This is a genomic window from Nonomuraea sp. CA-141351 (assembly GCF_050944675.1).
In the GTDB taxonomy this organism is placed as follows: Bacteria; Actinomycetota; Actinomycetes; order Streptosporangiales; family Streptosporangiaceae; genus Nonomuraea.
Genome location: NZ_CP191982.1, coordinates 1,807,491 through 1,832,225 on the forward strand (window position 1 = coordinate 1,807,491; position 24,735 = coordinate 1,832,225).

The window sequence follows — 24,735 nt, forward strand, 5'->3', positions numbered from 1 at the left end:
TGTGGTCGTCGGCGAGCACTGACCTCCCGAGGTGGTCCTAGTCGACGATGGCACCGCCGGTGAGGTTGACGACGGTCCCCGTCATCGCGGCCGCCTGGTCGGAGGCGACGAAAGCGGCGACATCGGCGAACTGCGCCAGCGTGGTCAGGCCCTTGTTGTGGGTCATGCCGGTCATGAAGGCCTCGAACTGCTCCTGCGTGATGCCATGTGCCTCGGCGTGCAGGCCGAAGACGACCTCGATCGTCTCCGTCTCCGGCATGCCCGTCGTACGCAGGCAGACGGTGCGGACACCGTGCTGCGCCCACTCCGCCGAGAACGCGCGGTTGAGCCCCTCGAGCGCCGCCCAGGCCGGGGTCATGCCGCCGAGCAGCGGTATGCCCAGGCGGGCAGGATCCGGCGTGTGCATGAGGATCACCCCGGACCGCTGCTCGATCATGCGGCGCGCGGCCGCTCTGGCGGTCAGGAAATGCGCCTGCGGATAGGTGCTGATCGGCCGGGTGAAGCTCTCGAGCGGGAGTTCGGTGAGCGGGATGCCCTGCATGCCCTGCTGCGGAATCCCGATGGCGTTGAACGAGACGTCGATCGTGCCCGCCTTCTGCACGACGGCATCGAGGTGGCGCTCCACGGCCTCCTCGTCGAGCGCGTCCACCCGGGCCGTCTCGGCCGTTCCGCCCGCGGCCGAGATGTCCTTGGCGAGCGCGTCGAGGGCGCCGAGGTCTCGTCCGGTCAGGAAGACGCGTGCGCCGTCGCGGGCGAACGCGCGGGCCACCGCACTGCCGGCGGCGCCGGCCGCACCGTAGATGACCGCGTTCTTGTTCTCAAGTGACATGTTCATGCTTCCTGATGTGTCGTGAATCGCTGCTTACGGCCTGGCCTGCTGGACCTGTGCGGCGACGGCCGCGTACTGGCGTTCGAGCGCCTTGGCCGCGCCGTTGTGCCAGCTGTCGGCCATACCCTCCGCCATGGCGTCGGGGAAGATCTCGTCCTCATCCTTCTCCAGGCCGTCGAAGATGGCGCGCGCGACGGACTCCGGCGCGGCCTTGGGGATGTCCAGGCCCTCGGTCATGTCGGTGTCCACGGGGCCGGTCATGACGGCGTGCACCCGCACGCCTCGTGAGGCCAGGAGGGCGCGCAGGGACTGGGTCAGCGAGAACGCGGCCGCCTTGGAGATCGAGTAGGCCGGGATGAGCGGCAGGGGAGCGAAGGCGTTGATCGACAGGTTGTTGACGACCGCACCCCCGGAACGTGTCAGCAACGGCAGGAATGCCTGGATCATCCGGTAGGGGGCGAAGAGATTGACGGCGAGGTGCCGTTCGACCACGGCAGGGTCGCTCAGGTCGTCGTAGAGCGCCAGCCCGGCGTTGTTGACGAGCACGTCCAGGGCACCGACATCGTGGACGGCCTGCTGGATCTGGGCCGCGTCGGTCACCTCCAGCGTCAGCGGGGTGACGCGCTTGTCGGGGTGGGTCAGGGGTCGGCGCGTGCCGGCGTAGACGTGCTTGGCGCCCCGGTTCAGGGCCTCCTCCACCAGGGCCCGCCCGATGCCGCGGTTGCCGCCGGTGATCAGAACTGTCTTGTCAGTGACTGTCGTCATGATGAGTGATCTCTCGTTCCTTGTGTGTGTTCGGTGCGCGCGGGCCTGCGTCAGGCCTGCGCGCCGTTCAGATGGCGAGCGCGGGGGTGAGCCTCGAACGTCGCCACCAGGCTCAGTCGATCGGGCGCAGCCCGGCGCCGGTGATCACGTACTCGGGGGCGCCGGCGGGGTCATGGGCGACGTCCACGACCGCCTTGGCGACCTGGCCGGGAGTGAGGATCGGCTGCAGCCCCTCGATGAAGGTGTCCCGCTCGACGCCCTGACGCGCGGCGTACTCGGCGACCGCGGCCGAGCCGAGACCGGTGGCCGGGGTCAGCTGCGGGAACAGCGTGACCAGCCGGATGCCCAGCGCGGCCCGCTTCGACTCCTCGGTCGCGTATCGGCTGATGTAGCGGATGGCGGCCTTGGCGCCGGCGTATCCGCCGCTGAGCGGGGACCCGGCCAGGACGGCGCCGCTGGACATCGCGACGATCACGCTGCCGGGCGCCAGCGGTTCGCGCAGCCCCGCCCGTACCCAGGCGAAGACGTGCCGGGTGTCGGCGTGCCAGGTGCGGCTGAAGGTCTCCCACGTCTGCTCGTGCAGGGGCGCCAGGTGCGGCGCGACCCCCGCGTTGAGGACGAGCAGGGCGGGACGGTGCTCGCGGATCACGTCCTGCGCGAGCGTCTCGTCGGTGGCGTCGGCGGCGAGGGGCGTGAAGGCCGTGCCGAGGTCGTCGCGTACAGCATGCAGCTCTTCCTCGTCGCGCGCGATGCCGACGACGCCGGTGCCGGCGGCGACGAGCGCGGCGGCGATCGCGCGCCCGAAGCCCCGGCCGGCACCGGTGACGACGGCGGTCTGGAAGGGATTCGACATCGGACCCTCCGTAGGGTGGTCGGTTCGGTCGGTATCAAGACCGGCCGCCACCGGAAAATCCGTCGCCGTCGTCAAAGACAGATAGGTGATGTGAGTCACATGTCACGGCGATCCGTCGTGAGTACGGCATCTCGCCCGACCGGATGCGGGTACTGCCGGAAAGCCCGGCGGTAGTCGCGGGGTGCGACGCCGCGGCGCAGGATGAACTGCTCGCGGAAGACGGTCGCGGTGCCGTAGCCGACGCGGTGCGCGATCTCCTCGATCGGCAGGTCGGTCGTCTCCAGGAGCTGCTCGGCGCGGTCGAGGCGCTGGGCCAGCAGCCAGGCGTGCGGGCTGGCGCCGGTGGCGGCCTTGAAGGCGCGGGCGAAGGTGCGGCGGCTCATCAGCGCCCGCGCGGCCAGTTCGGCGACGGGGATGCGGCGGTGCAGGTTGTCGCGGGCCCAGGTGATGACCTCGGCGAGCCGCCGGTCGTCGCCGTCGCCGGGCACCGGGGCGCTGATGTACTGGGCCTGGCCGCCGTCCCGGTGCGGCGGGGTGACCAGGCCGCGGGCGATCCGGTTGGCGAGCGCGGCGCCGTACTCGCGCCGGAGCAGGTGCAGGCACAGGTCGAGCCCGGCGGCGGCGCCCGCTCCGGTGGCCACACCTCCGTGGTCGATGTAGAGGGCGTCCGGCCTGACCCGTACCGCCGGATAGCGGGCGGCGAGCTCGTCGGCGAACTGCCAGTGCGTCGCCGCTTCCAGGCCGTCCAGCAGCCCGGCGGCGGCGAGCAGGAACACCCCGGTGCAGTGCGCGGCGACGACGGCGCCCGCAGCGCGGGCGCCGCGCAGCCCGTCCAGGACCGCCGCGCCGGGTTCGGCGCGGAACCCGTCGCCGGGCAGCACCAGGACCAGGTCGGCGCCGGCCAGCGCTGCCACGCCGTGATCGACCCGCAGGGTGAGACCGAGGTCGGTACGCAGGTCGCCGGGCTGCTCGGCGCAGACGACCGTCTCGAAGGCAGGGCGATCCGGCCCGCCCCCGAACACCCCGTTCACGATGCCCAGAGCCAGGGCGGTGACCCCGCTCGGCGCATAGGCGACGACCCGCTGGAACCCCACGGCTCGGCATCATGGCACGAAACCCGCGATCATCGGCAATGCGGCCACTGTTGGCAAGGTCCGCCGCCCGGCCAGGCTGGCACCGAACCGATCACGAGGAAAGGCGAGGTGTCATGGCGGAACGTAACCGGAACAAGGTCATCCTGGTCACCGGGGCGACGGGCAGGCAGGGGGGAGCGGTGGCGGCCCGGCTGCTCGCGGGCGGCTGGACGGTGCGGGCGCTCACCCGGTCCCCGCACTCCCCGCAGGCCGAAGAGCTCGCCGCCGCGGGCGCGCAGATCGCGGCGGGCCGGCCCGGCGACCGCGCGGCGCTGGAGGTCGCCATGGCAGGCGTCCACGGAGTGTTCAGCGTCCAGCCGGGAGTGCTGGGCGCCGCGCCGGTGCCGTATGACGACGAGATCGCCTGGGGGTGCGCCATCGCCGACGCCGCGCTCGCCGCCGGCGCGGCCCACCTGGTGTTCTCGTCGGTGGCGGGGGCCCCGCGCAGCGAAGGCGTCCGCGCGTTCGAGCCCAAACTGCGGATCGAACGCCACCTCCACCGCATCGGCGCGCCGGCGACGATCCTGCGGCCGGTGTCGTTCATGGACAACTACGCCGATCCCGCGTTCGGCCTCGGCTCGGGCGCGCTGGCCACACCGCTCGCGGCCGACGTCCCCGAGCAGCTCATCGCGCTGGCGGACATCGGCGTCCTCGCCGCCCTGGCCTTCGACGACCCCGCGGGCTACCTCGGTCAGGCCGTCGACATCGCCGGCGACGAGCTCACCCCGCCGCGGATCGCGCAGGTGCTGAGCCAGGCCCTCGGCCGTGCCGTTCCGTACGTTCCGGTCCCGCTCGAGGCCGTCCGGGAGCAGAGCACCGCGTTCGCCGAGGCCGTGGACTTCCTCAACCGCAACGGCGGCTACGGCGCCGACCTGGCTCGCGCCCGGGAACTCCACCCGGGCCTGCTGACCTTCGACCGCTGGCTGGCCACCGGCGGAGCGGCGCGGATCGCGACCCTCATACCCGCGGAACAGCCCTCGTCGTGACCTCCCCCCTACGCTTCAGGCCGTCAGGTAGCGAGCCGCGAGTTGCGGACGCGCCACGACCTTTGCCAGTCACCGTGCCGGGCGATAGGCGATGCCGGTCCGTCGCGCGGAGCCTCTTGCAGCACGGGATCGCGGATCTCGCCCCGTGACGGCAACGCCCCGGGTCTGGAGAAACCGGCCGCAGGAAGGCTTCCGCCTGGTCGGCCGGGCTCACGGGGTCTGGTTGCGTACGGCGTCGAGCAGCAGGCGGAGGGCGGGGCCGGGCGGGCCTGGTGACACGGCGAGGGAGGTGGTCACCCGCACCCCGGCCAGGGGACGTAGGGCCACGCGGCGGACCGGGACCATGTCCGCGGCGGCTTGGTAGAGGATGGTCCAGGAGGCCGGGCCGGTGCCGATCTCGGCGATGGTGTCCTGGATGTTGGTGAACGCGGGGCCGGGTCTCGGCTCGAATCCCGCCTCGCGGCATGCGGTCATGAGCAGGTCGTGCAGCGGCGGGTTGTGCGCGCGGGGCGCCAGCCGGAGCGGCAGGTCCGCGAGGTCGGCCAGGTCCACGGCGGGTTTGCCCGCCAGCGAATGTACGGCAGGCAGCACCACCACCAGGGGATCACTCCACACGGGCAGCAGTTCGAGGCCGTGCGCCTCGTCGACGGCCCGGACGAAAGCGGCGTCGAGCTCTCCCGTCCGTACCGCTGTGAGCCGTTCGTCGTGGGGTAGCGCGCGGAGCCGCACTTGAAGTCGTGGCGCCAGCTCCTGCAGCACCTGGCCGAGCCGGTCACCCAGGCCTTGGCTGGTGCCGAGGTGCAGCACGCCGTCACGGCCGGTGGCGATGTCGGCGGCGATGCGGTGGATACGTTCCTCGGCGGCCAGCAGGGCGCGGGCTTCGGGAAGCAGGCGATCACCCGCGCCGGTCAGCCGGATCCGCCTGCTGGACCGATCGAAGAGCCGGACCCCGAGTTCGCGTTCCAGCCGCGCGACCTGCTGGCTCACCGCGGGCTGGACGATCTGCAGCCGCTCGGCCGCGCGGGCGAAACCGCCCTCGTCGGCGACGGCGACGAAGTACCGCAGCTGCCTGATCTCCATGACGTCCTATCACGATCGGTGATACATCGGCAGGGAAAGCGCGTCTGGATGCGGGCATGTTCCCGCGCTTGGCTGGGACGCATGAAAACAGTGATCAACACACCGGAGGGCGCGGTCATCGCGGAGGCCGAGGAGCCGGTCCCCGCGCCGGACGAGGCGCTGGTCGCGGTGCGGGCGTTCTCTGTCAACCGTGGCGAGCTGGCCTTGCTGAAGACCCGCACCGGCGGCTGGCGTCCGGGCCAGGACGTGGCGGGCGTGGTCGTGGAGGCGGCGGCCGACGGGTCCGGGCCGGCGCCGGGCACGCGGGTGGTCGCCCTGGTGGAGCAGGCGGGCTGGGCGGAACAGGTCGCGATCCCCACCGGGCGGCTGGCGGTGGTGCCCGATGAGGTCGGCTTGGAGCAGGCGGCGGCGCTGCCGCTGGCCGGGCTGACCGCGCTGCGTACCCTGCGCGAGGGCGGCGACCTGCTGGGACGCCGTGTCCTGATCACCGGGGCGAACGGCGGCGTGGGCCGGTTCCAGGTCGAGCTCGCCGCGCTCGGAGGCGCCACCGTGACCGCTGTGGCGCGGCAGGCCGGCGAGCTGATCGCGCTCGGTGCCCACGACGTCGTGGCCGACCCGGGTGCGGCGGCCGGGCCGTACCACCTGATCGTCGAGTCGGTCGGCGGGGCGTCGCTGGCGGCGGCGCTGGGCAAAGTGGCGCCCGGGGGCACGATCATGCTGATCGGGGCCAGCAGCGGAGAAAAGACCCCTATCGACATCTACGACTTCATCGGTCACGAAGGGGCGCGGATCATCAGCCACCTCTCATACGCCCACCCGGAGCCGCCCGCCGCCGGCCTGGAGGTCCTGGTCGGGCTCGTCGCGGCCGGGCGGCTGCATCCGACGCTCGGGCTGGTCGAGGACTGGTCCAAGCTGCAGGACGTGCTTGCCGCGTTGCGCGACCGCCGTGTCTCCGGCAAGGTCGTCCTCACCCTGTGACGATGCACATGGGCCGCCGCTGTCATCGTCGCGGGAAGGGACGCGATTCCATTGCTTCACCCGAGCCGACGTGCAGCACCCCCGGGCCGGCGGAACGCGATGTCAGAGACTCCGGGCCGGGGACCACTCGCGTGGTCCTGTTGCATCGTGCGAGTTTCAGGCCGGCCTGGAAGCGGTTAGAGGCCCCCAGGCGATCCATGAGCTTGGTGACCGCCCGCTGGACCGTCCTGCGGTGGACGCCCACCTTGCGGGCGATCTGATCGTCGCTCAGTCCACCGGAGTGGAGACTGAGAATGGTGTTCTCCTGCGGCGAGAGTTCGGCCGGGCGGCTTTCGGACACGGCCTGCTTGTACGAGACCGAGCGCAGCCAGTAATCCTCGAACACCGCCATGTAGGCCTCGGTCAGGACCGATCCGTTGATCACGACCAGCGACTCGTTGGGGTTGTGCGGATCGCAGGGGATGACGGTCACCAAGCGGTCGAAGATCAGCATGTTGCCGGGCGCGTGATCGATGAGCCGCACATTCGCGCCCGGCTCGGTCAGGTCCTTGAGGTATCGGGCGTGTTCGGGACTTCGCATGATGTCGCGCGGATACAGATGTCTGAGCCCGACTCCCCTGCGGATCATCCTCGCGTCATGGGCCAGGGAGGACTTCAGGACGTCCTTCGGAGGTATCGGCCCAGAGTGCAGCGCCTCAGAGGTCTTCTTGACTGCTGTGCCGAGATCACGCAGCGTCCGCTCGATGGTCCGTCTGCCCGCGTGAGATTCCACGCGCACCCGAGACTTCTCGCGGGCGACAGCCGGCTGATACACCGTCCTTAGTGAGTGTGTGAGCTGCTGCATGACGGCAGCGGCGCCGGCCTGCTCGGCCAGGATCGCGTCGTATGCGTCCATCGTGCGCGCCACAGCGTTGTCCAATGCGACCGGCTCGATCTGCACGTTGTCCTCATGAACCAAGCCGAGCTCGCGCAGGCGCCGCAGGCCGCGCGCGGCCTGTTCCTCGTCCAGTCCTGCGAGTTCCGCGAACTCCTCGACCGCCATTGCTCCTTGGACGCTGAGCATGCGGTAAATCGACAGCGCAATTTCCTCGGTTCCTGGCATCGGATGCCGTCCTCCATCGGCGAACCTGGTTGACCGTTGTGCGCACCTTCCTCGACGACGTCCACGTTCCCGACCAGTACCGCCGCGGCCCACGACCATGCACCTTGATCTCAACCCGAGCGAGGCATGAGAGTGGGTACGGTGATCGCTGGACGAGCGGCGGTAATTTCGATGCACCTGGCCTAGCTTGAGCTGCGGCGAAACGGGAAGGGATGCCGATCACCAGGCTCCAGCTATCCGGAGGTCCTGCAAGGACTCCGGTTCGACAACTGCGCCCGGCTCCTCGGCCACACGGTCTTGTCGCTAGTGCTGGACGGTGAGGATGACCTTGCCGAACTGGGTGTTGGACTCCAGGTGGCGGTGGGCCGCGACGACGTCGGTCAGGTCGAACGAGCGGTCGATCACGGGGGAGAGGGAGCCGGCGCGCAGGCCGGCGTTGATGAAGTGCTTGGCGCGACGTAGCCGCTCGCTGTCGAGGGTGAGCTCGGTGAACGCGTAGGTGCGGATGTTGCGGCCGAGGAAGTCGGGGGCGAGGGGCATCGGCGCGGGGGTGGGGTCCAGCCAGCCGTAGAACAGGAGGGTGCCGTCCGGGGCGACCGCCTGGACGAGGGTGTTCACTGCCGGGCCCATGATGGCGTCGATGGCCAGTTTCACCCCTTGGCCACCTGTCAAGGCGTGGATCTCTTTGACGAGGTCCTCCTCCTCTGCGGCGATGACGTGGGCGGCGCCCGCATCCAGGAGGCGCTGCTTTTTGGTGCTGGTGCGGGTGGTGGCGATGGGAATGGCGCCGATGTGATTGGCGACCTGGATGGAGGCAAGGCCGACGCTGCTGGATGCCGCGTTGATGAGCACCGTGTCGCCCGGCTTGACTCCGCCGAACTCCACCAACAGGCCGTAGGCGGTGGTGTAGGCCATCCAGGTGGCGGCGCCGGTCACTGCGTCAACGCCGTTGGGGCGGTGCACCAGGGCGTGTGCCGGGAGGACGGCCGACTCGGCGTAAGTGCCGTACTCGGTCATCAAAAAGGTGGGCACTGCGCTGACCGCATCGCCAAGGGCGAAGCCGTCCGCGCCTTCGCCGACGGCCTCCACGACCCCGGCGGCCTCGTACCCGATCTGGGACCCGGGAAGGTTCGGCTGGTAGACGTAGGTGCCGGCGCGGAAGTTCGCCTCCGCCCGGTTCAGGCCGATCGCGTCGACGCGAATGCGGACCTCACCCTTTCCAGGTTCGCCGAGCGGCACCTCCTCCAGCCGGAGCACCTCCGGCCCACCGAGCTCGTCGAAAAACACTGCCCTGGTCATCACGGACCCCCTTCATCGTGCCGCCCGCACCGATGCGGGCCGCGCCTCACCACCGTAGGAGCGCGCACCAATACCTTCAATAAGTAATCGTCCACATCAACCAATCATTCGTCTGCTTATTTAGACTGTTATGACGGCTCTTCGATCAGGTGATCATCGCTATGCACGCTGCCTCCGGAAGGCGCGCCGCCCGCTCCAACTCGCGAGCTTGGGCATCACCCCGGCTGCAGTCGGGCTACGCACGCACGCTCGTAGGACCGCCAGGCATAGACGGCCGGAGTCTGTGATCGCCAGTGGCGCAAATGACCAGCTGGTACGACGACTCCCTGCTCGACGGGTCCGCGATCCGTTTCCCCTTGAGGTCGGCCACGATCTTGATCTGAGATCTGGCCTTGACCACGAGGGCGAGCGGGTACCTTCCAGAAAAGAGCGTTTCACCGCTCCCGGGCACCATCAGTGAGGTGGGTAAGCCCGTCCTCGTAGGCGGTCACGATCTTGTCCAGGAGGCCGGGGAAGCGCCTTTCAAGATCTTCTTCGCGGAGTGCGGTCCACCGGCGGGTGCCGTCCTCTCGCTGGCGGATGACTCCGGACTCGCGCAGAACCCGGAAGTGGTGGGTGAGCGTGGAGGGCGCGACCTCCACGGGGAAAGTGCCGCAGGCACGTTCCGGCGCGGCCCGCAGCGTCCGCACGATCGTCATCCGGGTGGGGTCGGACAGCGCGTGCAGGATGTCCAGCACATCGAACTCGTCTGACTCCGGATGGACGAGCGCCGCCCAACGGCCCTTCGATCTCGGCATCCAACACCACTCCTTCTCAGTCATCTTAACCGATGTACTATTTTCGACGTACTACGAAAATCGAAGGAGGGTCATGGAACAACTGATCATGACCGAGCCCTCCCCGGGAGCGGACCGCACGGAGATCCGTGAGATCGAGGAGCCGCGGCTTCCCCGGCTGGTCGCCGACGTGCATGCTCGGCACCGACATCACCGGTGCGACGCTCGCGCTCAGCGGCTTCGGCCGCATCGCGAGAGCGGTGGCCAACCGAGTCAAGGCAGTCGCCTCGGGAAGATTCCACCGAACGCCGTCAACCTCAACGCGAGAGGACAACGATGATCACCTGCGTCGTCGACTACACCATCGATCCGTCGAAGATCGAGGCGTTCGAAGAGTTCGCGCGCCGCTGGATCGATTTGGTCAACCGGCATGGCGGCACGCATCACGGATATTTCTTGCCCGCCGAGGGAGCCAGCGACAAGGCTCTCGCCCTTTTCAGCTTCCCCAGCCTCGCGACCTACGAACAGTACCGTCAGCTGTTCGGACGTGACCCCGAATTCATCGCCGCCGACAAGATCCGCGACGATAGCGCCTGCGTCATCCGCTACGAACGGACCTTCATGCGCCCCCTCCTTCCGGACGAGACTTCTTCCTGAAGATTCCTTGCGGATCCGTCTGTCAGAGGCGGCAAGCCCTGCGGGTGGAACCGAATACCGGCGGTGAACGGCGTCGGTGAGCTGGGTGCGGGAGAACCGCACGCCTAGTTCGATGCGGCGGGAGCCGGAAACGGAATGATCCGACCACGGGCATTGGGGAGAGCACGGCCGAGCGGGAAACCGGCGGACGACAGGCCCTGGACCCTACCGCCAACCACTGTTCCTGAATTCCTCAGCCCCGGTCGTCAGGGAACGAGGACGAGCTTGCCGCGGACACTTCCGGCCTGACTCCGTTCGTGCGCCTTGGCGGCGTCACGCAGCGGCAAGGTCGCCTCGACGTGCACGCGCAGCAGTCCCCGGTCGACGAGCTTGCCGAGTTCCTCCAGGTCAGCCGCTGACGGGGCGACCATGACCGGGTCGAATCGCAGGCCGCGTTGTGCGGCCTGCTCGGCGGTCACGCCGGGGTGGTCCCAGATCGCACTCACCAAGTGGCCGCCGGGCACGAGGGTGTCGAGGGATCTGACGCCGTATGTGTCCCCGATGTTGTCGAGGACGACATCGACATCGCGGGCGGCGGTGGCGAAGTCCTCGACCGTGTAGTCGATGAGTTCGTCGGCGCCCAGGTCGCGCAGGAAGGCGTGGTTGGTGGCGCGGGCGGTGCCGATCACATGAGCGCCGTACGCTTTGGCGATCTGGACGGCGAGGTGGCCGATGCCTCCCGCCGCGGCGTGAATGAGGACCCGCTGCCCGGCCTGGATCCGGGCGATGCCGACGAGCGCCTGCCAGGCGGTGAGCCCTACGGAGGGCAGCGCGCCGGCTCGGATGTGGTCCAGGGCGGCGGGCTTGGTCGCCATATCGGCGGCAGGCGCGCGCACGTACTGGGCATATGTGCCGGCGAACGGCGTCGGCATGCCGTGGACCTCGTCGCCGGGGCGGAAGCGAGTGACCTGATCGCCGACCTGCTCGACGACACCGGCAACATCGAACCCAGGGACGAACGGCAGTTCAACGGGCAGGGCGGCCGTGCCTGAGCGGATCTTCCAGTCGGCAGGGTTGACGCTCGTGGCGAGCACCCGGACGACGACATCGTCGGGGCCGGGGACCGGTCGGTCGACCTCGACGAACTCGAGGACCTCCGGGCCACCGAAGGCGCGCTGCCTGATCGCGTGCATGCGTGCTGGCAAGGGGAACTCCTGAAGAAGCCGTACGCTTTGGACGGCCTGATCGTATGCCAGCCTGATGAGATGCCCAATAACATCTCGTCTTCGCTTTATACCCGATCGTCTCATCACGAAAGCGGATCGGTATGCTCCGCTCATGGACGTGCTCAGCGATGCCATCGCCGCCATGCGCACCGGACGACCGAGTTCCACACGCACGGACCTGCGCGCTCCATGGGGTCTGCGTTTCGACAAGGTCGCGGGAGCCGGCTTCCACGTGGTGCTGCAAGGGTCATGCTGGCTGCTGCCGCCGGACGGCGCACCCGTCGCGCTGGGACCCGGCGACGTCGTGTTCCTGCGCAGCGGGCGGGGGCACGGTCTCGCAGACGACCCGGCGACCCCGCTCACGGCGTTCCCGCCGGCGCACGGGGGTGAGCTCCGGCACGACGGTCCCGGCGCCCGCACGATGCTGCTGTGCGGCGCGTACCAACTTGACCTCGCCCGGCCACACCCGCTCCTTCGGGACCTGCCCGATGTCGTCCACCTGCCGGCCAGGCCCGGCCGCAACGCGTCGCTGCGTGGCGCCGTCGACCTGCTCGGCCGAGAGCTGGACGCGGCGAAGCCCGGCGCCGGCGCGGCCGTACCCGCACTGGTGGACCTGCTGCTGCTCTACATTTTGCGGGCCTGGTTCGACGACCGGGCCGACGACGGCATCACCACCGGCTGGGCCGGCGCGCTGAGCGCACCCTCGATCCTGGCCGCGCTGGACGCCGTCCACAGCGATCTGGCCCGGCCATGGACCGTCGCAGAATTGGGCGAACGCGCGGGGCTGTCGCGCGCGGCGTTCGCACGCCGGTTCACAGGTCTGGTGGGCTGCCCACCGCTCGCCTACCTGACCTGGTGCCGGATGACCACGGCCGCACGGCTACTACGCGATACCGACGCTCCCCTGGGCGCGGTCGCCGATCAGGTCGGATACACCTCAGAGTTCGCCTTCGCCAGGGCCTTCAAGCGTGAGTTCGGGATGCCACCCGGCAGGTTCCGGCACACCTACAGGGCGAGATCAAGGCCGTTATCGATGTCCTGCACCCGCAACGACTGCCTGAATCAGGGGTGCGGCAGCTGATCGATCAGCCAGGAAGACTGATTCGCCCGGCGACCGCGAGCTTCCTTAGCCGCATCGTTCCTGGTCGGGGGCAGCGCAGATGCGGTCTGGTTCGTGCAGGGAGCACTCGATCTTGAGCAGCGGTCCGGCTGCTCGCGGGTTGTGGGCCAGGATAGGGCTTCTGACCAAGCCTCGAACGGCGAGGCGGCGCCATGCCACGCATCGCCCCCGTGTGTGGCGGCATGTCGCCACGGAATGCCCTGTTTCCTGATTGCTGCAGGTGGCAGGGCGAGTCGTCCAGCACAGGAGCCGATCGATGCCGGCATGGAATTGTCGGAGGCATCAGGCATGGTGAAGCCATGAGCGATGCACCCCCTCTCACGGTCCTGGCCGATGACACGGCGTATGCCGAGGCCGTTCAACTGGCGGTTGACTCGGCCGCGGCCTACTACGCCGATGGCACCTCCACGCTCGACGACGACGCCTATGACCGGCTGGTGCGCGGCATCCAGGCGTATGAGGAGGAGCATCCCGAGTCGGTGCTGTCGTCCTCGCCAACGGGCAAGGTCGCCGCCGGCGCCGCGGTCGGCGACGTAGCGCACACTGTGCCGATGCTGAGCCTGGACAACGTCTTCGGAGCCGAGCAGTTGGTCGACTGGGCGGCCGGGGTGGAACGTAGGCTGGGCCGTCCGGTCACGGCCTGGAGCGTGGAGCCCAAGCTTGACGGCTTGGCGATCTCGGCCCGCTATCAGCACGGGCGGCTGGCCCAGTTGATCACACGCGGCGACGGAAACGCGGGCGAGGACGTCTCGCACGCCATCGGCACCATCGTAGGATTGCCCGACCGGCTGGCCGATCCGGTCACCGTGGAGTTGCGTGGCGAAATCATGATGACGGCCGCGCAGTTCGAGCAGGCGTGTGCGAAGCGGCAGGCACATGACGGCACCACGTTCGCCAACCCGCGCAGCGCCGCGGCGGGCACGCTGCGGACGCGGGAGCGGCCCTACGTGTGCGAGCTGACCTTCTTCGGCTACGGTGCGCTGCCCAACCCCGACGACACCTCCGAGCTCGCCCGACGACTGCGCCAGCTACCGCATAGCGAGGTCATGACGTGGGTCGCCGGCCAGGGAGTGCAAACGACCGCGGCCACGCCCGTGGCCGGAATCGTGGCTGAAACTCTTGATCGGGTGCAGGAACGTGTTGGGGAGATCGCGGCGATCCGGCCCGAGCTGCCGTTCGGCATCGACGGCATCGTGATCAAGTGCGACCTGGCGGCCGACCAGGCCGAGGCCGGGTTCGGCTCGCGCGCGCCACGATGGGCGATCGCCTACAAGCTGCCCGCCACTGAGAAGATCACCAAGCTGCTCGCGGTGGAGTGGAACACCGGCCGTACCGGCGTGATCGCCCCGCGCGCGGTGCTGGAACCGGTCGAGCTCGACGGCAGCGTCGTCACCTATGCCACCCTGCACAATGTCGCCGATATCACGCGCCGCGGGCTGATGCTGGGCGACAGCGTCACTGTCTACAAAGCGGGCGACGTGATCCCCCGCGTTGAGGCGCCCGTGGTGCATCTGCGCACCGGCGACGAGCGGCCGATCGAGATCCCGAAGGTGTGCCCGTCCTGCGGTGACGCGATCGACGCCACGCAGGAGCGCTGGCGGTGCGTGCGCGGGCGCACCTGCCGGGCGATCGCATCCATCATCTACGCGGTCGGCCGCGACCAGCTCGACATCGAGGGCCTGGCGGAAAACCGGATCAAGCAGATGCTCGACGCCGGGCTGATCGCCGACTTCGCCGACCTCTTCTTCCTGACCCGCGAGCAACTACTCGGCCTGGAACGCATGGGCGAGACCAGCACCGACAACCTGCTGACCGCCATCGAACAGGCCAAGACACGGCCGCTCAGCCGGATCTTCGCAGCGCTCGGAGTGCGCGGTACCGGCCGAAGCATGAGCCGCCGCATCGCCCGTCACTTCGCCACGATGGACGCCATCCGCGCGGCCGACGCCGAGGCGATCCAGCAGGTGGAGGGCCTCGGCTCGGAGAAGGCGCCGGTCGTGGTGGCCGAGCTGATCGAGCTCGCCCCGCTCGTCGACAAGCTCGTCCAGGCGGGGGTCAACATGACCGAGCCCGGAGCCACGCCGCCCGCCGAAGGGCAGGAGACTGTGCAGGTCGGGGCCGAGCTACCGCTCGCGTCGATGTCGGTGGTGGTCACGGGCGCGATGACCGGGCCGCTGGCGGCGCTGTCGCGTAACGAGATGAACGAGCTGATCGAACGGGCGGGCGGAAAGGCGTCCTCCAGCGTGTCGGCAAGGACGGCTCTGCTGGTGGCAGGGGAGAAGGCAGGCTCCAAGAGGGCCAAGGCCGAGACCCTGGGGGTACGGATCGTCAGCCCGGAGGAGTTCGCCGCCCAGGTCGGCGCCTTTCTGCAACAGTCGACGGGCGATGCTTGACGCTCACGCATTTAGCCTGCTGCGCGGATCGCATCGGTGACGTCACCCTGGACTCGACGTCGACCAGGGTGGTGCGGGATGGGACAGGTGCTGGTCAGCCTCGCACGAGTGCTGCGTAAGCGGTGGAGCGCCGGACTTTGCGGATTCGGTGACCGAGCCGCAAAGTCCGGGTGCCACCGGAATACGGGCGGAAACGGGCCGCGGACGCGATCGTCGCAGGCGGGCAACCACAGGGCGGCCGCGTCGTTGGCTCGCGGTCACGCGTCCCAGGTGACCGGGAGGCTCTTGACCCCGTAGACGTCCGCGGTCTCCGGGCGCAGGGCGACCTCTTCGGCCGGTACGGCGAGGCGCAGGGTGGGGAAGCGGTTGAGCAGTGCGGGGAGCGCGACGCGCAGCTCGACGCGGGCGAGTTGCTGGCCCAGGCACTGGTGGATGCCGTGGCTGAAGGCCAGGTGCCCGCCGTCCTGCCTGCGGAGGTCGAGGGTGTGGGGGTTGGTGAAGCGCTCGGGGTCGCGGTTGGCGGTGTTGTACGACAGGATGACCGTGGTCCCGGCCTTGATGGTCTGGCCGCCGAGCTCGACGTCCTCCAGCGCGACCCGGGCGAGTTGTTTGACGACGGTCAGATACCGGAGCAGTTCCTCGACGGCTTGCTCGGTGAGCGACGGGTCGGCGCGCAGCGCGGCGAGTTGCTCCGGGTTCTGCAGCAGTGCGAAGGTGCCGAGCGCCAGCATGTTGGCGGTGGTGTCGAAGCCGGCTGACAGCAGGATCAGGGCGATCCCCTTCAGTTCTTCGTCGGTCAGGTCGCTGTCGAGCAGGTCGCTGAGTACGTCGTCGGTGGGGTTGGCGCGTTTGGCGGCCACCAGTTCGGCGAGGTACTGCTGAGTAGCGGTGTAGGCGGCGATGAGTTCTTCGTCGCTGACCTCGCCGCCGAGGAACTTGTCGATGTTCTCTTGGAAGGAGCCCCGGTCCTCGTACGGCACGCCCAGCAGCTCGCAGATGATGATGGCGGGGATGGGCTTGGCGAACGCGGTCACCAGGTCCGCCGACGGGCCGGCCTTCTCCATGGCGTCCAGGTGTTCGGCGGTGATCTGCTCGACGCGCTCGGTGAGCAGTCGCATCCGCCGGACGGTGAACTTGCCCACCAGCGGTTTGCGGTAGCGGCTGTGCTGTGGCTCGTCCATGAGGAGGAACTCGCCGGGCGGCGCGGGAGGGACCTCGATCTCGCCGAAGTCGACCAGCGGGTGATGGCTCATGAGCTCCTTGCGTGAGCTGAACCGCGGGTCGGCCAGGACCGACCGGAGCAGGTCGTAGCCGGTGACCAGCCAGCCCTGGTGTCCGTCGGGGAAGGGGAAGCGGCTGATCGGGCCGTGCTCGCGGGCCTCGATGAGCTCCTTGGGCGGGTCGAAGGGGCAGCCGGGCTGACGCGCGGTCGGCATCGTCGTGACGGTGTGGAGGGATTCAGTCATGATCTTTCCTCATCTCGCGATATACGTGTTTTTCGCAGCTCGAAAGCTATGTTGCATTCAGAAGCCGGGTCGGCGGCGGCGCGGACCGCCCTGGACCACGACATCGGGGCGACATCAGCGCCTGCTCGGTGGAGTCGACGCCCTCCATCAGCACGGCCCTAGGAGATCTTGCGGCGGTAAGCGTTCATGGCGAAGCCGTAGGCGACGATGAGGATGCCGACGCACCAGGCGAGGGCGATCCAGATGTCGGTGCCGACCGGCTGCTGGGTGAACAGGGCGCGGATGGCGTTGACGATGGAGGTCACCGGCTGGTTCTCGGCGAAGACCCGCAGCGGGCCGGGCATGGTGGCGGTGGGCACGAAGGCCGAGCTGAGGAACGGCAGGAAGATGAGCGGGTAGGAGAACGCGCTCGCGCCTTCCATGGTCTTCGCGGTCAGGCCGGGGATGACGGCGATCCACGTCAGTGCCAGGGTGAACAGGATCAGGATGCCGGCGACCGACAGCCACGCGAGCACGCCCGCCCCGGAGCGGAAGCCCATGAGCAGGGCGACGAGCACGACGACGATGAGTGAGATCAGGTTGGCGACCAGCGAGGTCAGCACGTGCGCCCACAGGACGGATGAGCGTGCGGTCGGCATGGACTGGAAGCGTTCGAAGATGCCGCTCTTCATGTCCATGAAGAGCCGGTATGCGGTGTAGGCGATGCCCGAGGCGATCGTGATGAGCAGGATGCCGGGCAGCAGGTAGTTCACATAAGAATCCGAGCCGGTGTTGATCGCGCCGCCGAAGACGTAGACGAACAGCAGCATCATGGCGATCGGCATGACCGCGGTCGTGATGATGGTGTCCACGCTGCGCGTGATGTGGCGCAGGGATCGTCCTAACAGGACGGTGGTGTCGCCGAAGAAATGCTTGCTCATCGTTGTTCCTTATGCCTTCGTGCCGACGAGGGCGAGGAAGATGTCCTCGAGGGTCGGCTGCTTTTCGACGTATTCGACCTTGGCGGGCGGGAGGAGCTGCTTGAGCTCGGTGAGGGTGCCGTTGACGATGATCCGGCCCTCGTGGAGGATCGCGATCCGGTCGGCGAGTTGTTCGGCCTCGTCGAGATACTGGGTGGTGAGCAGCACCGTCGTGCCCTGGTCGGCGAGTTCCTTGACGGCCTGCCACACCTCGATGCGTGCCTGGGGGTCGAGCCCGGTGGTCGGCTCGTCGAGGAAGATGAGCGGCGGGTTGCCGATGAGGCTCATCGCGATGTCGAGGCGGCGGCGCATGCCCCCCGAGTACGTCGCCACCTTCCGCGCGCCGGCGTCGGTCAGCGAGAAACGCTCGAGCAGGTCGTCGGCGATCTTGCCCGGATCCTTGAGGTGCCGCAACCGGGCGACCAGCACCAGGTTCTCGCGCCCGCTGAGGATCTCGTCGACGGCGGCGAACTGCCCGGTGAGGCTGATGGACTCGCGCACCTTCGCCGGTTGCGTGGCGACGTCGAAGCCGTTGACGCTGGCCGTGCCCGCGTCGGCCTTGAGCAGCGTGGACAGGATCTTCACGACCGTGGTCTTGCCCGCCCCGTTCGAGCCGAGCAGCGCGAAGATACTGCCCCGCGCCACGTCGAAGTCCACGCCGCGCAACACCTGCAGCTCCTTGTACGACTTCTCCAGGCCCTGCACATGAATCGCCTGGGCGTGCTGTGTCGTCATCAGACGGCCTCCTCTTCTTCTCCAGCGGCGCGCTCGATGGCGTTGATCAGTCGTTGCCGCTCCCGGAGCCTCCACTGGCCCGCCGGGTAGCTCCGAACGAAATCCTCGATGAACTCCACGGGGTCCTCCCCGACGATCTCGCGGATCGGGGTCTTGTTCGCCGCGCTCTGCTCGAACAGGTAGAGGAGGTCCTCGTACATCGAAAGCCAGCCGGCGCCGTCCCCCCACCCGAACTGCATCAGATACCGCTCCAGCGCCTCAGCCGCTGTGCGATAGGTCGCGGGAAGCTGTCGGATGCGCTCCTTGTACTGCCGGTAGCGCTTCTTGTCCTCGAGTGACCCCGTGACCTTTTCGATCCATCCTGAGGCCATGTCTAATTTCCTCCTTTTCGGAGCTGTTCGAGCCGTTCGGCGAGGAAGCTCCAGGTCCTCCAGAACTCTTCGAGATACTCCCGCCCCTGAGAATTGAGCGAGTACACCTTGCGCGGCGGCCCCTTCTCGGACGGGACCTTCTCCACGTCGACCAGGCCGCGCCGCTCGATCCTGACGAGGAGCGCGTAGACAGTGCCCTCGGCGATGTCGAAGAAGCCCTGATCCCGCAGCCACGCCGTGATCTCGTAGCCGTACGCGGGCCGGCCGGACAAGATCGCGAGGACGATGCCCTCCAGCGTTCCCTTGAGCATCTCCGTCATCTGCTTGCCCATGGAACACCCCCTTCAGCTACTAAGCGCTGCTAGCTACTGGTATATAGTAACGCTGAATAGCGGTGACGCAAGCTCCTCGTGGCGGTGGGAGGTGCCGGCTCCTGCCACCTGCAGGCGTGAACGGCGGGAACCGCCAGGCCATCAGCGGCTTCAAGACCCTCCGGCCAACCCCGCGACCACGTGAACAACAGGGCCTGGGTCGCAATCGCTGAACTGTTCATGGCGTCCACCATCGCCGACCGCTCTGACACCGGGCCGTCGCCGTGCTGACACGGCCGCTGATACGACACCGCATCAGACCTGATCGCCGCCGGTTGCGCCGTTGTCAGCTCATATCCGAGGGCCGAGGAAGCACCCTCCCGAGGCGTCGATGACCTGCCCGGTCACCCAGCGACCGGCCTCGGAGGCCAGGAAGGCCACCACGTCGGCGACGTCCTCGGGCCGGCCGACGCGGGGGATGGCGTTGCCCGTCGCGACCATCTGCTGGACCTTGGGGTTGCCGAGCATCCACGGGTTCATGTCGGTGACCGTCGGCCCGGATGCCACGGCGTTGACGGTGATTTCTCGCGCGCCGATGGTCTGGGCCAGGGAACGGCGGAGCACCTCGACGGGGACCTTGCTCATCGCGTACGGCTGCTCGGGCACTCGCCGACTTCCAGCAGTGCGACGCCCTGTCCCGGCCGGACTCGCGCCGCAGGTCACCGCGTTTCGCGGTGGCCTCATTCCGTCGAAGGCGGCCCTGTGTACGGCATCGTCATGAGCATCGTGACGGCGGCGGTAGCGATGAGCACGGCCTACCAGCGAGCGGACCCCACCTGAACGGGTCGGCCAGGTCGGTGGTCGGGCGCCCGCTACGGACGTCCTCGATCATCCGCGACAACAGGGCCATCTCCAGGTCGCGAACGGCTTCCTTGATCGGGAGGTTCTCGTTTCGCTCCGGCGCAGGGTCGATGGCTTTTTCGGCATTGAGCGCTTCGGCGCTTTCCGGCTCAGAGGGATCGATCTCTTGCGGCGTGGCGGTGCTCTCCGATGGTTGAACGGTCTCCTTGGCCTTTCCGGGAGCGACCACGATGACCTTCTGGGTGATCCTGCACACCGGGGTTCGCCGGCAAAGAGCGTTCTGAACGCTGGTGGTCCCGCCGGGAGTGCTGGTCGACGTGTGCTGGTTGCCCTGGTTGTTGGTAGGACTGTCCACGGAGATCGTCTTGCTGTTCACGGATCCGCCATCGGCATCTGAATCGACGTCGAGGCTCTTCGCCTTGTGCTTCGGCTGGGCGCTCGATGTGGTCGCATCCGCAGAAAGCGGCGTGAGGCACCCCATGAATATCGTCGAAGCGAACGCGCAGGCAAGAAAGTACGATCTGACTGCTCTGCCGTGATGCTGACAAATCATTCTTTTGTCGCCCTACTAATAAGGGGTGTGGAGTCATTTGCCAGCATACTGACCAGCGGAGTGTCGATCTGTACTCGACACTCCGCGGCCAGGTCATTGCCAAGCCATTAGCGAGCGCCGAGTTGACAGGTCCGACTCCGGCGGCGTCGGACGGGTGAGGCGGATAATCGGTCAGTAACCTATTCTCTGGGAGATCTTGCAGGTCCAGGCCCTTCTCTTGCAGAAGGCGGCCTGCGTTTTTGTCCTGCTGCTGATGGAAACCGATATCTGCTGTGCGCCATGCATGATGGTGGGGCTCTTCACCGCCACGTAGTTCTTGTTGTGCTTGCCGTTTCCCCAGTTCGGGGGCCCGTGGATCGCCATTGCGTGTGCAGGTGCCGACGACATCGCGATGATCCCCGGTACGACCACCGCCAGCGTGAACAGCATCATCCGCCGTACACCGACGGGCCTGTTCTCGGCGACGTGACGCGTCATTTTCGCGGCGCACCCTCCTGCTGGCGATGAGTGACGTCAGAAGCTATACCCGTGAAGGGGTGCTGATCTCGATCCGACTGATCCTCTGATTGGAGTATTACTCGCTGTTTGCGGTAAAAAGACAAGGAGATTCAGGGCCGCGACGGCTTCATTTCGAATGAAAGTAGCCTTCGACTGCGCACCGCCGCTCTCGCGCCGCCGACGGCCTTGGTGACCAGGCCGGCGCGAAGGCGCACGGCTTTGAGGTCGAAGCGTTCGAGCAGCTCTCCGGCCCTGGTGCACCGTTCTGCCGCGGGCAGGTGCAGCACGGCAGCGCGGCGCCAGGCCGAGTTGAGGCTGGCGCGGGAACGTGTCAGTGGAGCCAGCGGGGGCGCAGCGAGCCATACCCCGAGCTGTGACGCGCCAGGTCGTCGTACCAGAGGAGGGCGACGCCGCCCACCCAGGCCACGATGAGATTCGCGATCCCCGGCACGACCAGCGACACGATCACGAAGACGACCGCCCAGGTGCGGAGGATGGCCAGATCGAGTGTCCGTCCGCTCATACCTCAACTGTCTCTCGCGGGCGTGAGCAGGAAAAGCCTTCATGACGCGTATTGACGCGAACACTTCGTGCTGGGGAGTCATGGGGTGAAGCGGTAGCCCATGCCCGGTTCGGTGATCAGGTGGAGGGGGCGGGCGGGGTCGCGTTCGAGTTTGCGGCGGAGTTGGGCCATGTACTGGCGCAGGTAGTGGGTCTCCTTCACGTGTTTGCTGCCCCATACCTCGGTCAGCAGGTAGCGCTGGGGGATGAGCTTGCCGGGGTTGCGGAGCAGGATCTCCAGGATGTGCCACTCGGTGGGAGTGAGCCGCACGCCGCCTGAGATCGTCTTGCCGACCAGGTCGACCTTGTGGTCACCGATCTGGATGCTGGCGAGCTCGGCTTCGTGGATGGCGGCGCGGCGGGAGACGGCGCGGACGCGGGCGAGGAACTCCTCGATGCTGAACGGTTTCGTCACGTAGTCGTCGGCTCCGGCGTCCAGAGCATCGATCTTGTCCTGGTTGCCGGCCCGGCCGGACAGCACGACGATGGGGATCCGGGTCCAGCCGCGCAGGCCGTGGATGACGTCGACGCCGTCGATGTCGGGCAGCCCGAGGTCGAGCACGACGAGGTCGGGGTGCCATTCGGCGGCCTGGCGCAGTGCGGAGGAGCCGTCCGCGGCGACCGCGACCTCGTATTGGCGGGCGGCCAGGTTGATGCGCAGCGCTCGCAGGATCTGCGGTTCGTCGTCGACGACGAGGATCTTGGTCATGCTGTCATCGCCTGCGATGAGATGGGCATCTGGACGGTCATGGTGAGACCTCCCCCTGGTGTCTCTTCGGGTACGAGCGCGCCGCCCATGGCCTCGGTCAGGCCGCGGGAGAGCGCGAGCCCGAGACCGACGCCGGTGCCGTTGTCGCGGTCGCCGAGCCGCTGGAAGGGCAGGAAGACGCGGTCGTAGTATTCGCGCGGGATTCCGGGGCCGCGGTCGATGACGCGGATCTCGACCTGGTCGTCGTGCCAGCTGGCAGTGATGAGCACCTTCTGGTCGGCTGGGCTGTAGCGGACGGCGTTGGTCATCAGGTTGACCAGAACGCGTTCGAGTAGCGTGGGGTCGGCGACGATCTCGGGGAGTTCGACGGAGATGTCGCCCTCGATCCGGTCGCGGAGGGTCCCGAGGTCGTCGACGGCGCGGGGGACCACCTCCTCCAGCGCGACGGGCTGGAGTGACAGGCCGAGCACTCCCGCTTGCAGGCGGCTCATGTCGAGCAGGTTCTCCACCAGCCGGTCGAGGCGGTTCAGCGATTGGTGTGCGGTGTCGAGCAGTTCGTCGCGATCCTCGGGCGACCACTCGATGTCGGGGCTGCGCAGGCTCTCGACGGAGGCCTTGGCGGCGGCCAGCGGGGTGCGCAGGTCGTGGCTGACGGCGGCGAGCAGGGCGGTGCGCATCTTGTCGGCTTCGGCCAGGGGTTTGGCCTGCTGGGCCTCCTCCTGCAGGCGTTCCTGCCGGAGCGCGACGGCGGCTTCGGCGGCGAACGCCTCCAGGACGCGCCGGTCGCTGGCGTCCAGTAGCCGGCCGCGGGCGGCGAGCACGAGCCGGTCGTCGATCTGTACGTCGGTGTCGGCCGCGGCGGGGTTGGCGCACGGGGTCTGGCCGGTGGTGGCGAGGATGCGCCAGGCTCCGGGCTCGGACTGGTCGTCCGGCGTGGGCTCACTGAGGCGTTCGAGCAGGGTGACCGAATCCAGCCCGAACGTCTCGCGCAGGCGGCCGAGCAGCGACGGAAGTGCCGCCTCGCCGCGCAGCACGTGCCCGGCCAGCGTGGACAGCGCCTCCGCGTCCGCCCGGGCGCGGGCCGCCTCTCTGGTACGGCGGGCCGCCAGGTCCACGATCGTGCTGACCGCGGCCGCCACCAGCACGAACACGACCAGCGCGAAAAAGTTCTCCGGGTCGTTGATGGTGAACTCGCCGATCGGCGGCGTGAAGTAGTAGTTGAGCAGCAGCGACCCTCCGACGGCCGCGGTGATGGCCGGCCACATGCCGCCGGCCAGCGCGACCCCGACCGTCAGGCAGAGGAAGAAGAGGATCTCGCTGGGCAGCGACAGCACGTCCCTGAACGGGCACAGCAGGGCGGTGAGCAGCGGCATCCCGGCCACCGCCAGCACCCAGCCGGTCAAACGGCGCTTCGTGGTCAACGCCGCCCGGGAGCGTTCGGGCCGGCTGCGGCCCTTCTGCGCCTCCTCGTGGGTGATCATGTGGACGTCGATGGAGCCGGACTGGGCCGTGGTCTCGACCCCGACGCCGCGGGAGAAGACCTGCGCGAAGCGGCCTCTTCTGGATGCCCCGAGCACGAGCTGGGTGGCGTTGACGCCGCGGGCGAAGTCGAGCAGGGCTCTCGGGATGTCGTCGCCGACGACCTGGTGGTAGGTGCCGCCCATGCTCTCCACCAGGGAGCGCTGGCGGGCCAGGTTCGCCGGGTCGCCGCCGGTCAGCCCGTCGGCGCTGGTGACGTGGACGGCCAGCAGGTCGGCGCCCTTGGTGCGGGCGGCGATGCGAGCCGCCCGGCGTACCAGAGTGTCGCCTTCCGGGCCGCCGGTGAGTGCGACCACGACGCGTTCGCGGGTCTCCCAGGTGGTGGCGATGCCGTGCTCGGCGCGGTAGCGGTCGAGCTGGTCATCGACTTTTCCCGCGACCCAGAGCAGGGCCAGCTCACGGAGGGCGGTCAGGTTGCCGATGCGGAAGTAGTTCGACAGGGCCGCGTCGAGCTTCTCGGGTGCGTAGACGTTGCCGTGCGCCATCCTCCTGCGTAGCGCTTCCGGGGACATGTCGACGAGTTCGACCTGGTTCGCCCGCCGGACCACCTCGTCGGGTACGGTCTCGCGCTGCGGGATGCCGGTGATCTCCTGGACGACGTCGTTGACGGACTCCAGGTGCTGGATGTTGACCGTCGAGATGACGTCGATGCCGGCGTCGAGGATCTCGTCGATGTCCTGCCAGCGCTTGACGTTCCTGGCGCCTGGCACTTTGGTGTGGGCCAGCTCGTCGATCAGCGCGATCTTGGGCTTGCGCGCGATGACGGCGTCCACGTCCAGCTCGGTGAAGGTGGCCCCGCGATAGACCAGGGTCTTGCGCGGGATCACCTCCATGCCCTCCAGGAGGGCCGTGGTGCGGGGGCGGCCGTGGGTCTCGACGAAGCCCACGACCACGTCCCGTCCGCGCTCCAGCCCGCGGCGGCCCTCGCAGAGCATTGCGTACGTCTTGCCCACCCCGGGCGCCGCGCCCAGGTAGACCCTCAGCCGCCCTCTCATG

At 68.5% G+C, this 24,735-nt stretch carries 25 protein-coding genes; 5 read left to right on the forward strand and 20 right to left on the reverse strand.

Annotated elements, in window-relative coordinates:
* Window positions 1–37: 37 nt before the first annotated feature.
* The 4 genes from ACQPWU_RS09015 to ACQPWU_RS09030 all read right to left on the reverse strand — a co-directional run bounded on the left by ACQPWU_RS09015 (window position 38) and on the right by ACQPWU_RS09030 (window position 3,541).
* Window positions 38–829, reverse strand: coding sequence for an SDR family NAD(P)-dependent oxidoreductase (locus tag ACQPWU_RS09015; RefSeq protein ID WP_433438351.1), 792 nt, complete (start codon window positions 827–829; stop codon window positions 38–40).
* Window positions 830–862: 33 nt separating this feature from the next.
* Window positions 863–1,594, reverse strand: a complete 732-nt coding sequence (locus tag ACQPWU_RS09020) for an SDR family NAD(P)-dependent oxidoreductase (RefSeq protein ID WP_433438353.1) — start codon at window positions 1,592–1,594, stop codon at window positions 863–865.
* Between the two features lie 112 nt (window positions 1,595–1,706).
* A complete protein-coding gene (locus tag ACQPWU_RS09025) occupies window positions 1,707–2,447 on the reverse strand; it encodes an SDR family oxidoreductase (RefSeq protein WP_433438354.1) in 741 nt (246 codons plus the stop codon).
* Between the two features lie 95 nt (window positions 2,448–2,542).
* Window positions 2,543–3,541 (reverse strand): GlxA family transcriptional regulator, encoded by a 999-nt coding sequence (locus ACQPWU_RS09030; protein ID WP_433438355.1) that lies wholly within the window; start codon window positions 3,539–3,541, stop codon window positions 2,543–2,545.
* Window positions 3,542–3,654: 113 nt separating this feature from the next.
* Here ACQPWU_RS09030 and ACQPWU_RS09035 point away from each other — a divergent pair, with 113 nt between their 5' ends.
* On the forward strand, window positions 3,655–4,566 hold the full coding sequence (locus tag ACQPWU_RS09035) for an NmrA family NAD(P)-binding protein (RefSeq protein ID WP_433438357.1): 912 nt from the start codon (window positions 3,655–3,657) through the stop codon (window positions 4,564–4,566).
* Between the two features lie 210 nt (window positions 4,567–4,776).
* Here ACQPWU_RS09035 and ACQPWU_RS09040 read toward each other — a convergent pair whose 3' ends face one another.
* Entirely contained in the window at window positions 4,777–5,646 is an 870-nt protein-coding gene (locus tag ACQPWU_RS09040; RefSeq protein WP_433438359.1) for a LysR family transcriptional regulator, read from the reverse strand.
* Between the two features lie 81 nt (window positions 5,647–5,727).
* Between ACQPWU_RS09040 and ACQPWU_RS09045 the strand changes: the two genes are divergently transcribed.
* Window positions 5,728–6,624: a zinc-binding dehydrogenase gene (locus tag ACQPWU_RS09045; RefSeq protein WP_433438360.1), complete on the forward strand. Its 897-nt coding sequence runs from the start codon at window positions 5,728–5,730 to the stop codon at window positions 6,622–6,624.
* 22 nt (window positions 6,625–6,646) lie between these two features.
* Here ACQPWU_RS09045 and ACQPWU_RS09050 read toward each other — a convergent pair whose 3' ends face one another.
* The 3 genes from ACQPWU_RS09050 to ACQPWU_RS09060 all read right to left on the reverse strand — a co-directional run bounded on the left by ACQPWU_RS09050 (window position 6,647) and on the right by ACQPWU_RS09060 (window position 9,822).
* Window positions 6,647–7,726, reverse strand: a complete 1,080-nt coding sequence (locus ACQPWU_RS09050) for a LuxR C-terminal-related transcriptional regulator (RefSeq protein ID WP_433438362.1) — start codon at window positions 7,724–7,726, stop codon at window positions 6,647–6,649.
* Window positions 7,727–8,029: 303 nt separating this feature from the next.
* Entirely contained in the window at window positions 8,030–9,025 is a 996-nt protein-coding gene (locus tag ACQPWU_RS09055) for a zinc-dependent alcohol dehydrogenase family protein (protein WP_433438364.1), read from the reverse strand.
* Between the two features lie 434 nt (window positions 9,026–9,459).
* The gene (locus ACQPWU_RS09060) at window positions 9,460–9,822 is read right to left on the reverse strand and encodes an ArsR/SmtB family transcription factor (protein ID WP_360703427.1); all 363 of its coding nucleotides are present in this window, start codon (window positions 9,820–9,822) and stop codon (window positions 9,460–9,462) included.
* Between the two features lie 315 nt (window positions 9,823–10,137).
* On the opposite strand from ACQPWU_RS09060, the gene ACQPWU_RS09065 reads away from it, so the two are divergent.
* On the forward strand, window positions 10,138–10,458 hold the full coding sequence (locus ACQPWU_RS09065) for an NIPSNAP family protein (RefSeq protein WP_433438366.1): 321 nt from the start codon (window positions 10,138–10,140) through the stop codon (window positions 10,456–10,458).
* A gap of 245 nt (window positions 10,459–10,703) precedes the next feature.
* Here the strand turns inward: ACQPWU_RS09065 and ACQPWU_RS09070 are convergent, their stop codons facing one another.
* The gene (locus tag ACQPWU_RS09070; RefSeq protein WP_433438367.1) at window positions 10,704–11,642 is read right to left on the reverse strand and encodes an NADP-dependent oxidoreductase; all 939 of its coding nucleotides are present in this window, start codon (window positions 11,640–11,642) and stop codon (window positions 10,704–10,706) included.
* A gap of 133 nt (window positions 11,643–11,775) precedes the next feature.
* Here ACQPWU_RS09070 and ACQPWU_RS09075 point away from each other — a divergent pair, with 133 nt between their 5' ends.
* Together ACQPWU_RS09075 and ligA are read left to right on the forward strand one after the other, a co-directional pair.
* Window positions 11,776–12,744, forward strand: a complete 969-nt coding sequence (locus tag ACQPWU_RS09075; protein WP_433438369.1) for an AraC family transcriptional regulator — start codon at window positions 11,776–11,778, stop codon at window positions 12,742–12,744.
* Between the two features lie 338 nt (window positions 12,745–13,082).
* Complete coding sequence (ligA, locus tag ACQPWU_RS09080) at window positions 13,083–15,176, forward strand: NAD-dependent DNA ligase LigA (protein ID WP_433438370.1); 2,094 nt, start codon at window positions 13,083–13,085, stop codon at window positions 15,174–15,176.
* Between the two features lie 257 nt (window positions 15,177–15,433).
* Here ligA and ACQPWU_RS09085 read toward each other — a convergent pair whose 3' ends face one another.
* The 11 genes from ACQPWU_RS09085 to ACQPWU_RS09135 all read right to left on the reverse strand — a co-directional run bounded on the left by ACQPWU_RS09085 (window position 15,434) and on the right by ACQPWU_RS09135 (window position 24,734).
* Entirely contained in the window at window positions 15,434–16,642 is a 1,209-nt protein-coding gene (locus tag ACQPWU_RS09085) for a cytochrome P450 (RefSeq protein ID WP_433438372.1), read from the reverse strand.
* Between the two features lie 158 nt (window positions 16,643–16,800).
* Window positions 16,801–17,562, reverse strand: a complete 762-nt coding sequence (locus ACQPWU_RS09090) for an ABC transporter permease (RefSeq protein WP_433438373.1) — start codon at window positions 17,560–17,562, stop codon at window positions 16,801–16,803.
* Between the two features lie 9 nt (window positions 17,563–17,571).
* A complete protein-coding gene (locus ACQPWU_RS09095) occupies window positions 17,572–18,336 on the reverse strand; it encodes an ABC transporter ATP-binding protein (RefSeq protein WP_433438375.1) in 765 nt (254 codons plus the stop codon).
* Window positions 18,336–18,707, reverse strand: coding sequence for a DUF1048 domain-containing protein (locus ACQPWU_RS09100; RefSeq protein WP_433438377.1), 372 nt, complete (start codon window positions 18,705–18,707; stop codon window positions 18,336–18,338). Before ACQPWU_RS09100 ends, ACQPWU_RS09095 begins: the two co-directional genes overlap by 1 nt.
* Before the next feature lie 2 nt (window positions 18,708–18,709).
* Window positions 18,710–19,039, reverse strand: coding sequence for a PadR family transcriptional regulator (locus tag ACQPWU_RS09105; protein WP_433438378.1), 330 nt, complete (start codon window positions 19,037–19,039; stop codon window positions 18,710–18,712).
* A 330-nt stretch (window positions 19,040–19,369) separates the two neighbouring features.
* Window positions 19,370–19,684, reverse strand: a complete 315-nt coding sequence (locus tag ACQPWU_RS09110; protein WP_433438379.1) for an SDR family oxidoreductase — start codon at window positions 19,682–19,684, stop codon at window positions 19,370–19,372.
* A gap of 109 nt (window positions 19,685–19,793) precedes the next feature.
* On the reverse strand, window positions 19,794–20,360 hold the full coding sequence (locus ACQPWU_RS09115) for a hypothetical protein (protein WP_433438381.1): 567 nt from the start codon (window positions 20,358–20,360) through the stop codon (window positions 19,794–19,796).
* Between the two features lie 243 nt (window positions 20,361–20,603).
* Window positions 20,604–20,909 carry a hypothetical protein gene (locus tag ACQPWU_RS09120; RefSeq protein WP_433438383.1) on the reverse strand — a complete coding sequence of 102 codons (306 nt, stop codon included), beginning with the start codon at window positions 20,907–20,909 and terminating at the stop codon, window positions 20,604–20,606.
* A gap of 352 nt (window positions 20,910–21,261) precedes the next feature.
* The gene (locus tag ACQPWU_RS09125; protein ID WP_433438384.1) at window positions 21,262–21,453 is read right to left on the reverse strand and encodes a hypothetical protein; all 192 of its coding nucleotides are present in this window, start codon (window positions 21,451–21,453) and stop codon (window positions 21,262–21,264) included.
* A gap of 78 nt (window positions 21,454–21,531) precedes the next feature.
* Window positions 21,532–22,200, reverse strand: a complete 669-nt coding sequence (locus ACQPWU_RS09130; protein ID WP_433438386.1) for a response regulator — start codon at window positions 22,198–22,200, stop codon at window positions 21,532–21,534.
* Window positions 22,197–24,734 (reverse strand): DUF4118 domain-containing protein, encoded by a 2,538-nt coding sequence (locus tag ACQPWU_RS09135; protein WP_433438387.1) that lies wholly within the window; start codon window positions 24,732–24,734, stop codon window positions 22,197–22,199. Before ACQPWU_RS09135 ends, ACQPWU_RS09130 begins: the two co-directional genes overlap by 4 nt.
* Window position 24,735 lies beyond the last annotated feature (1 nt).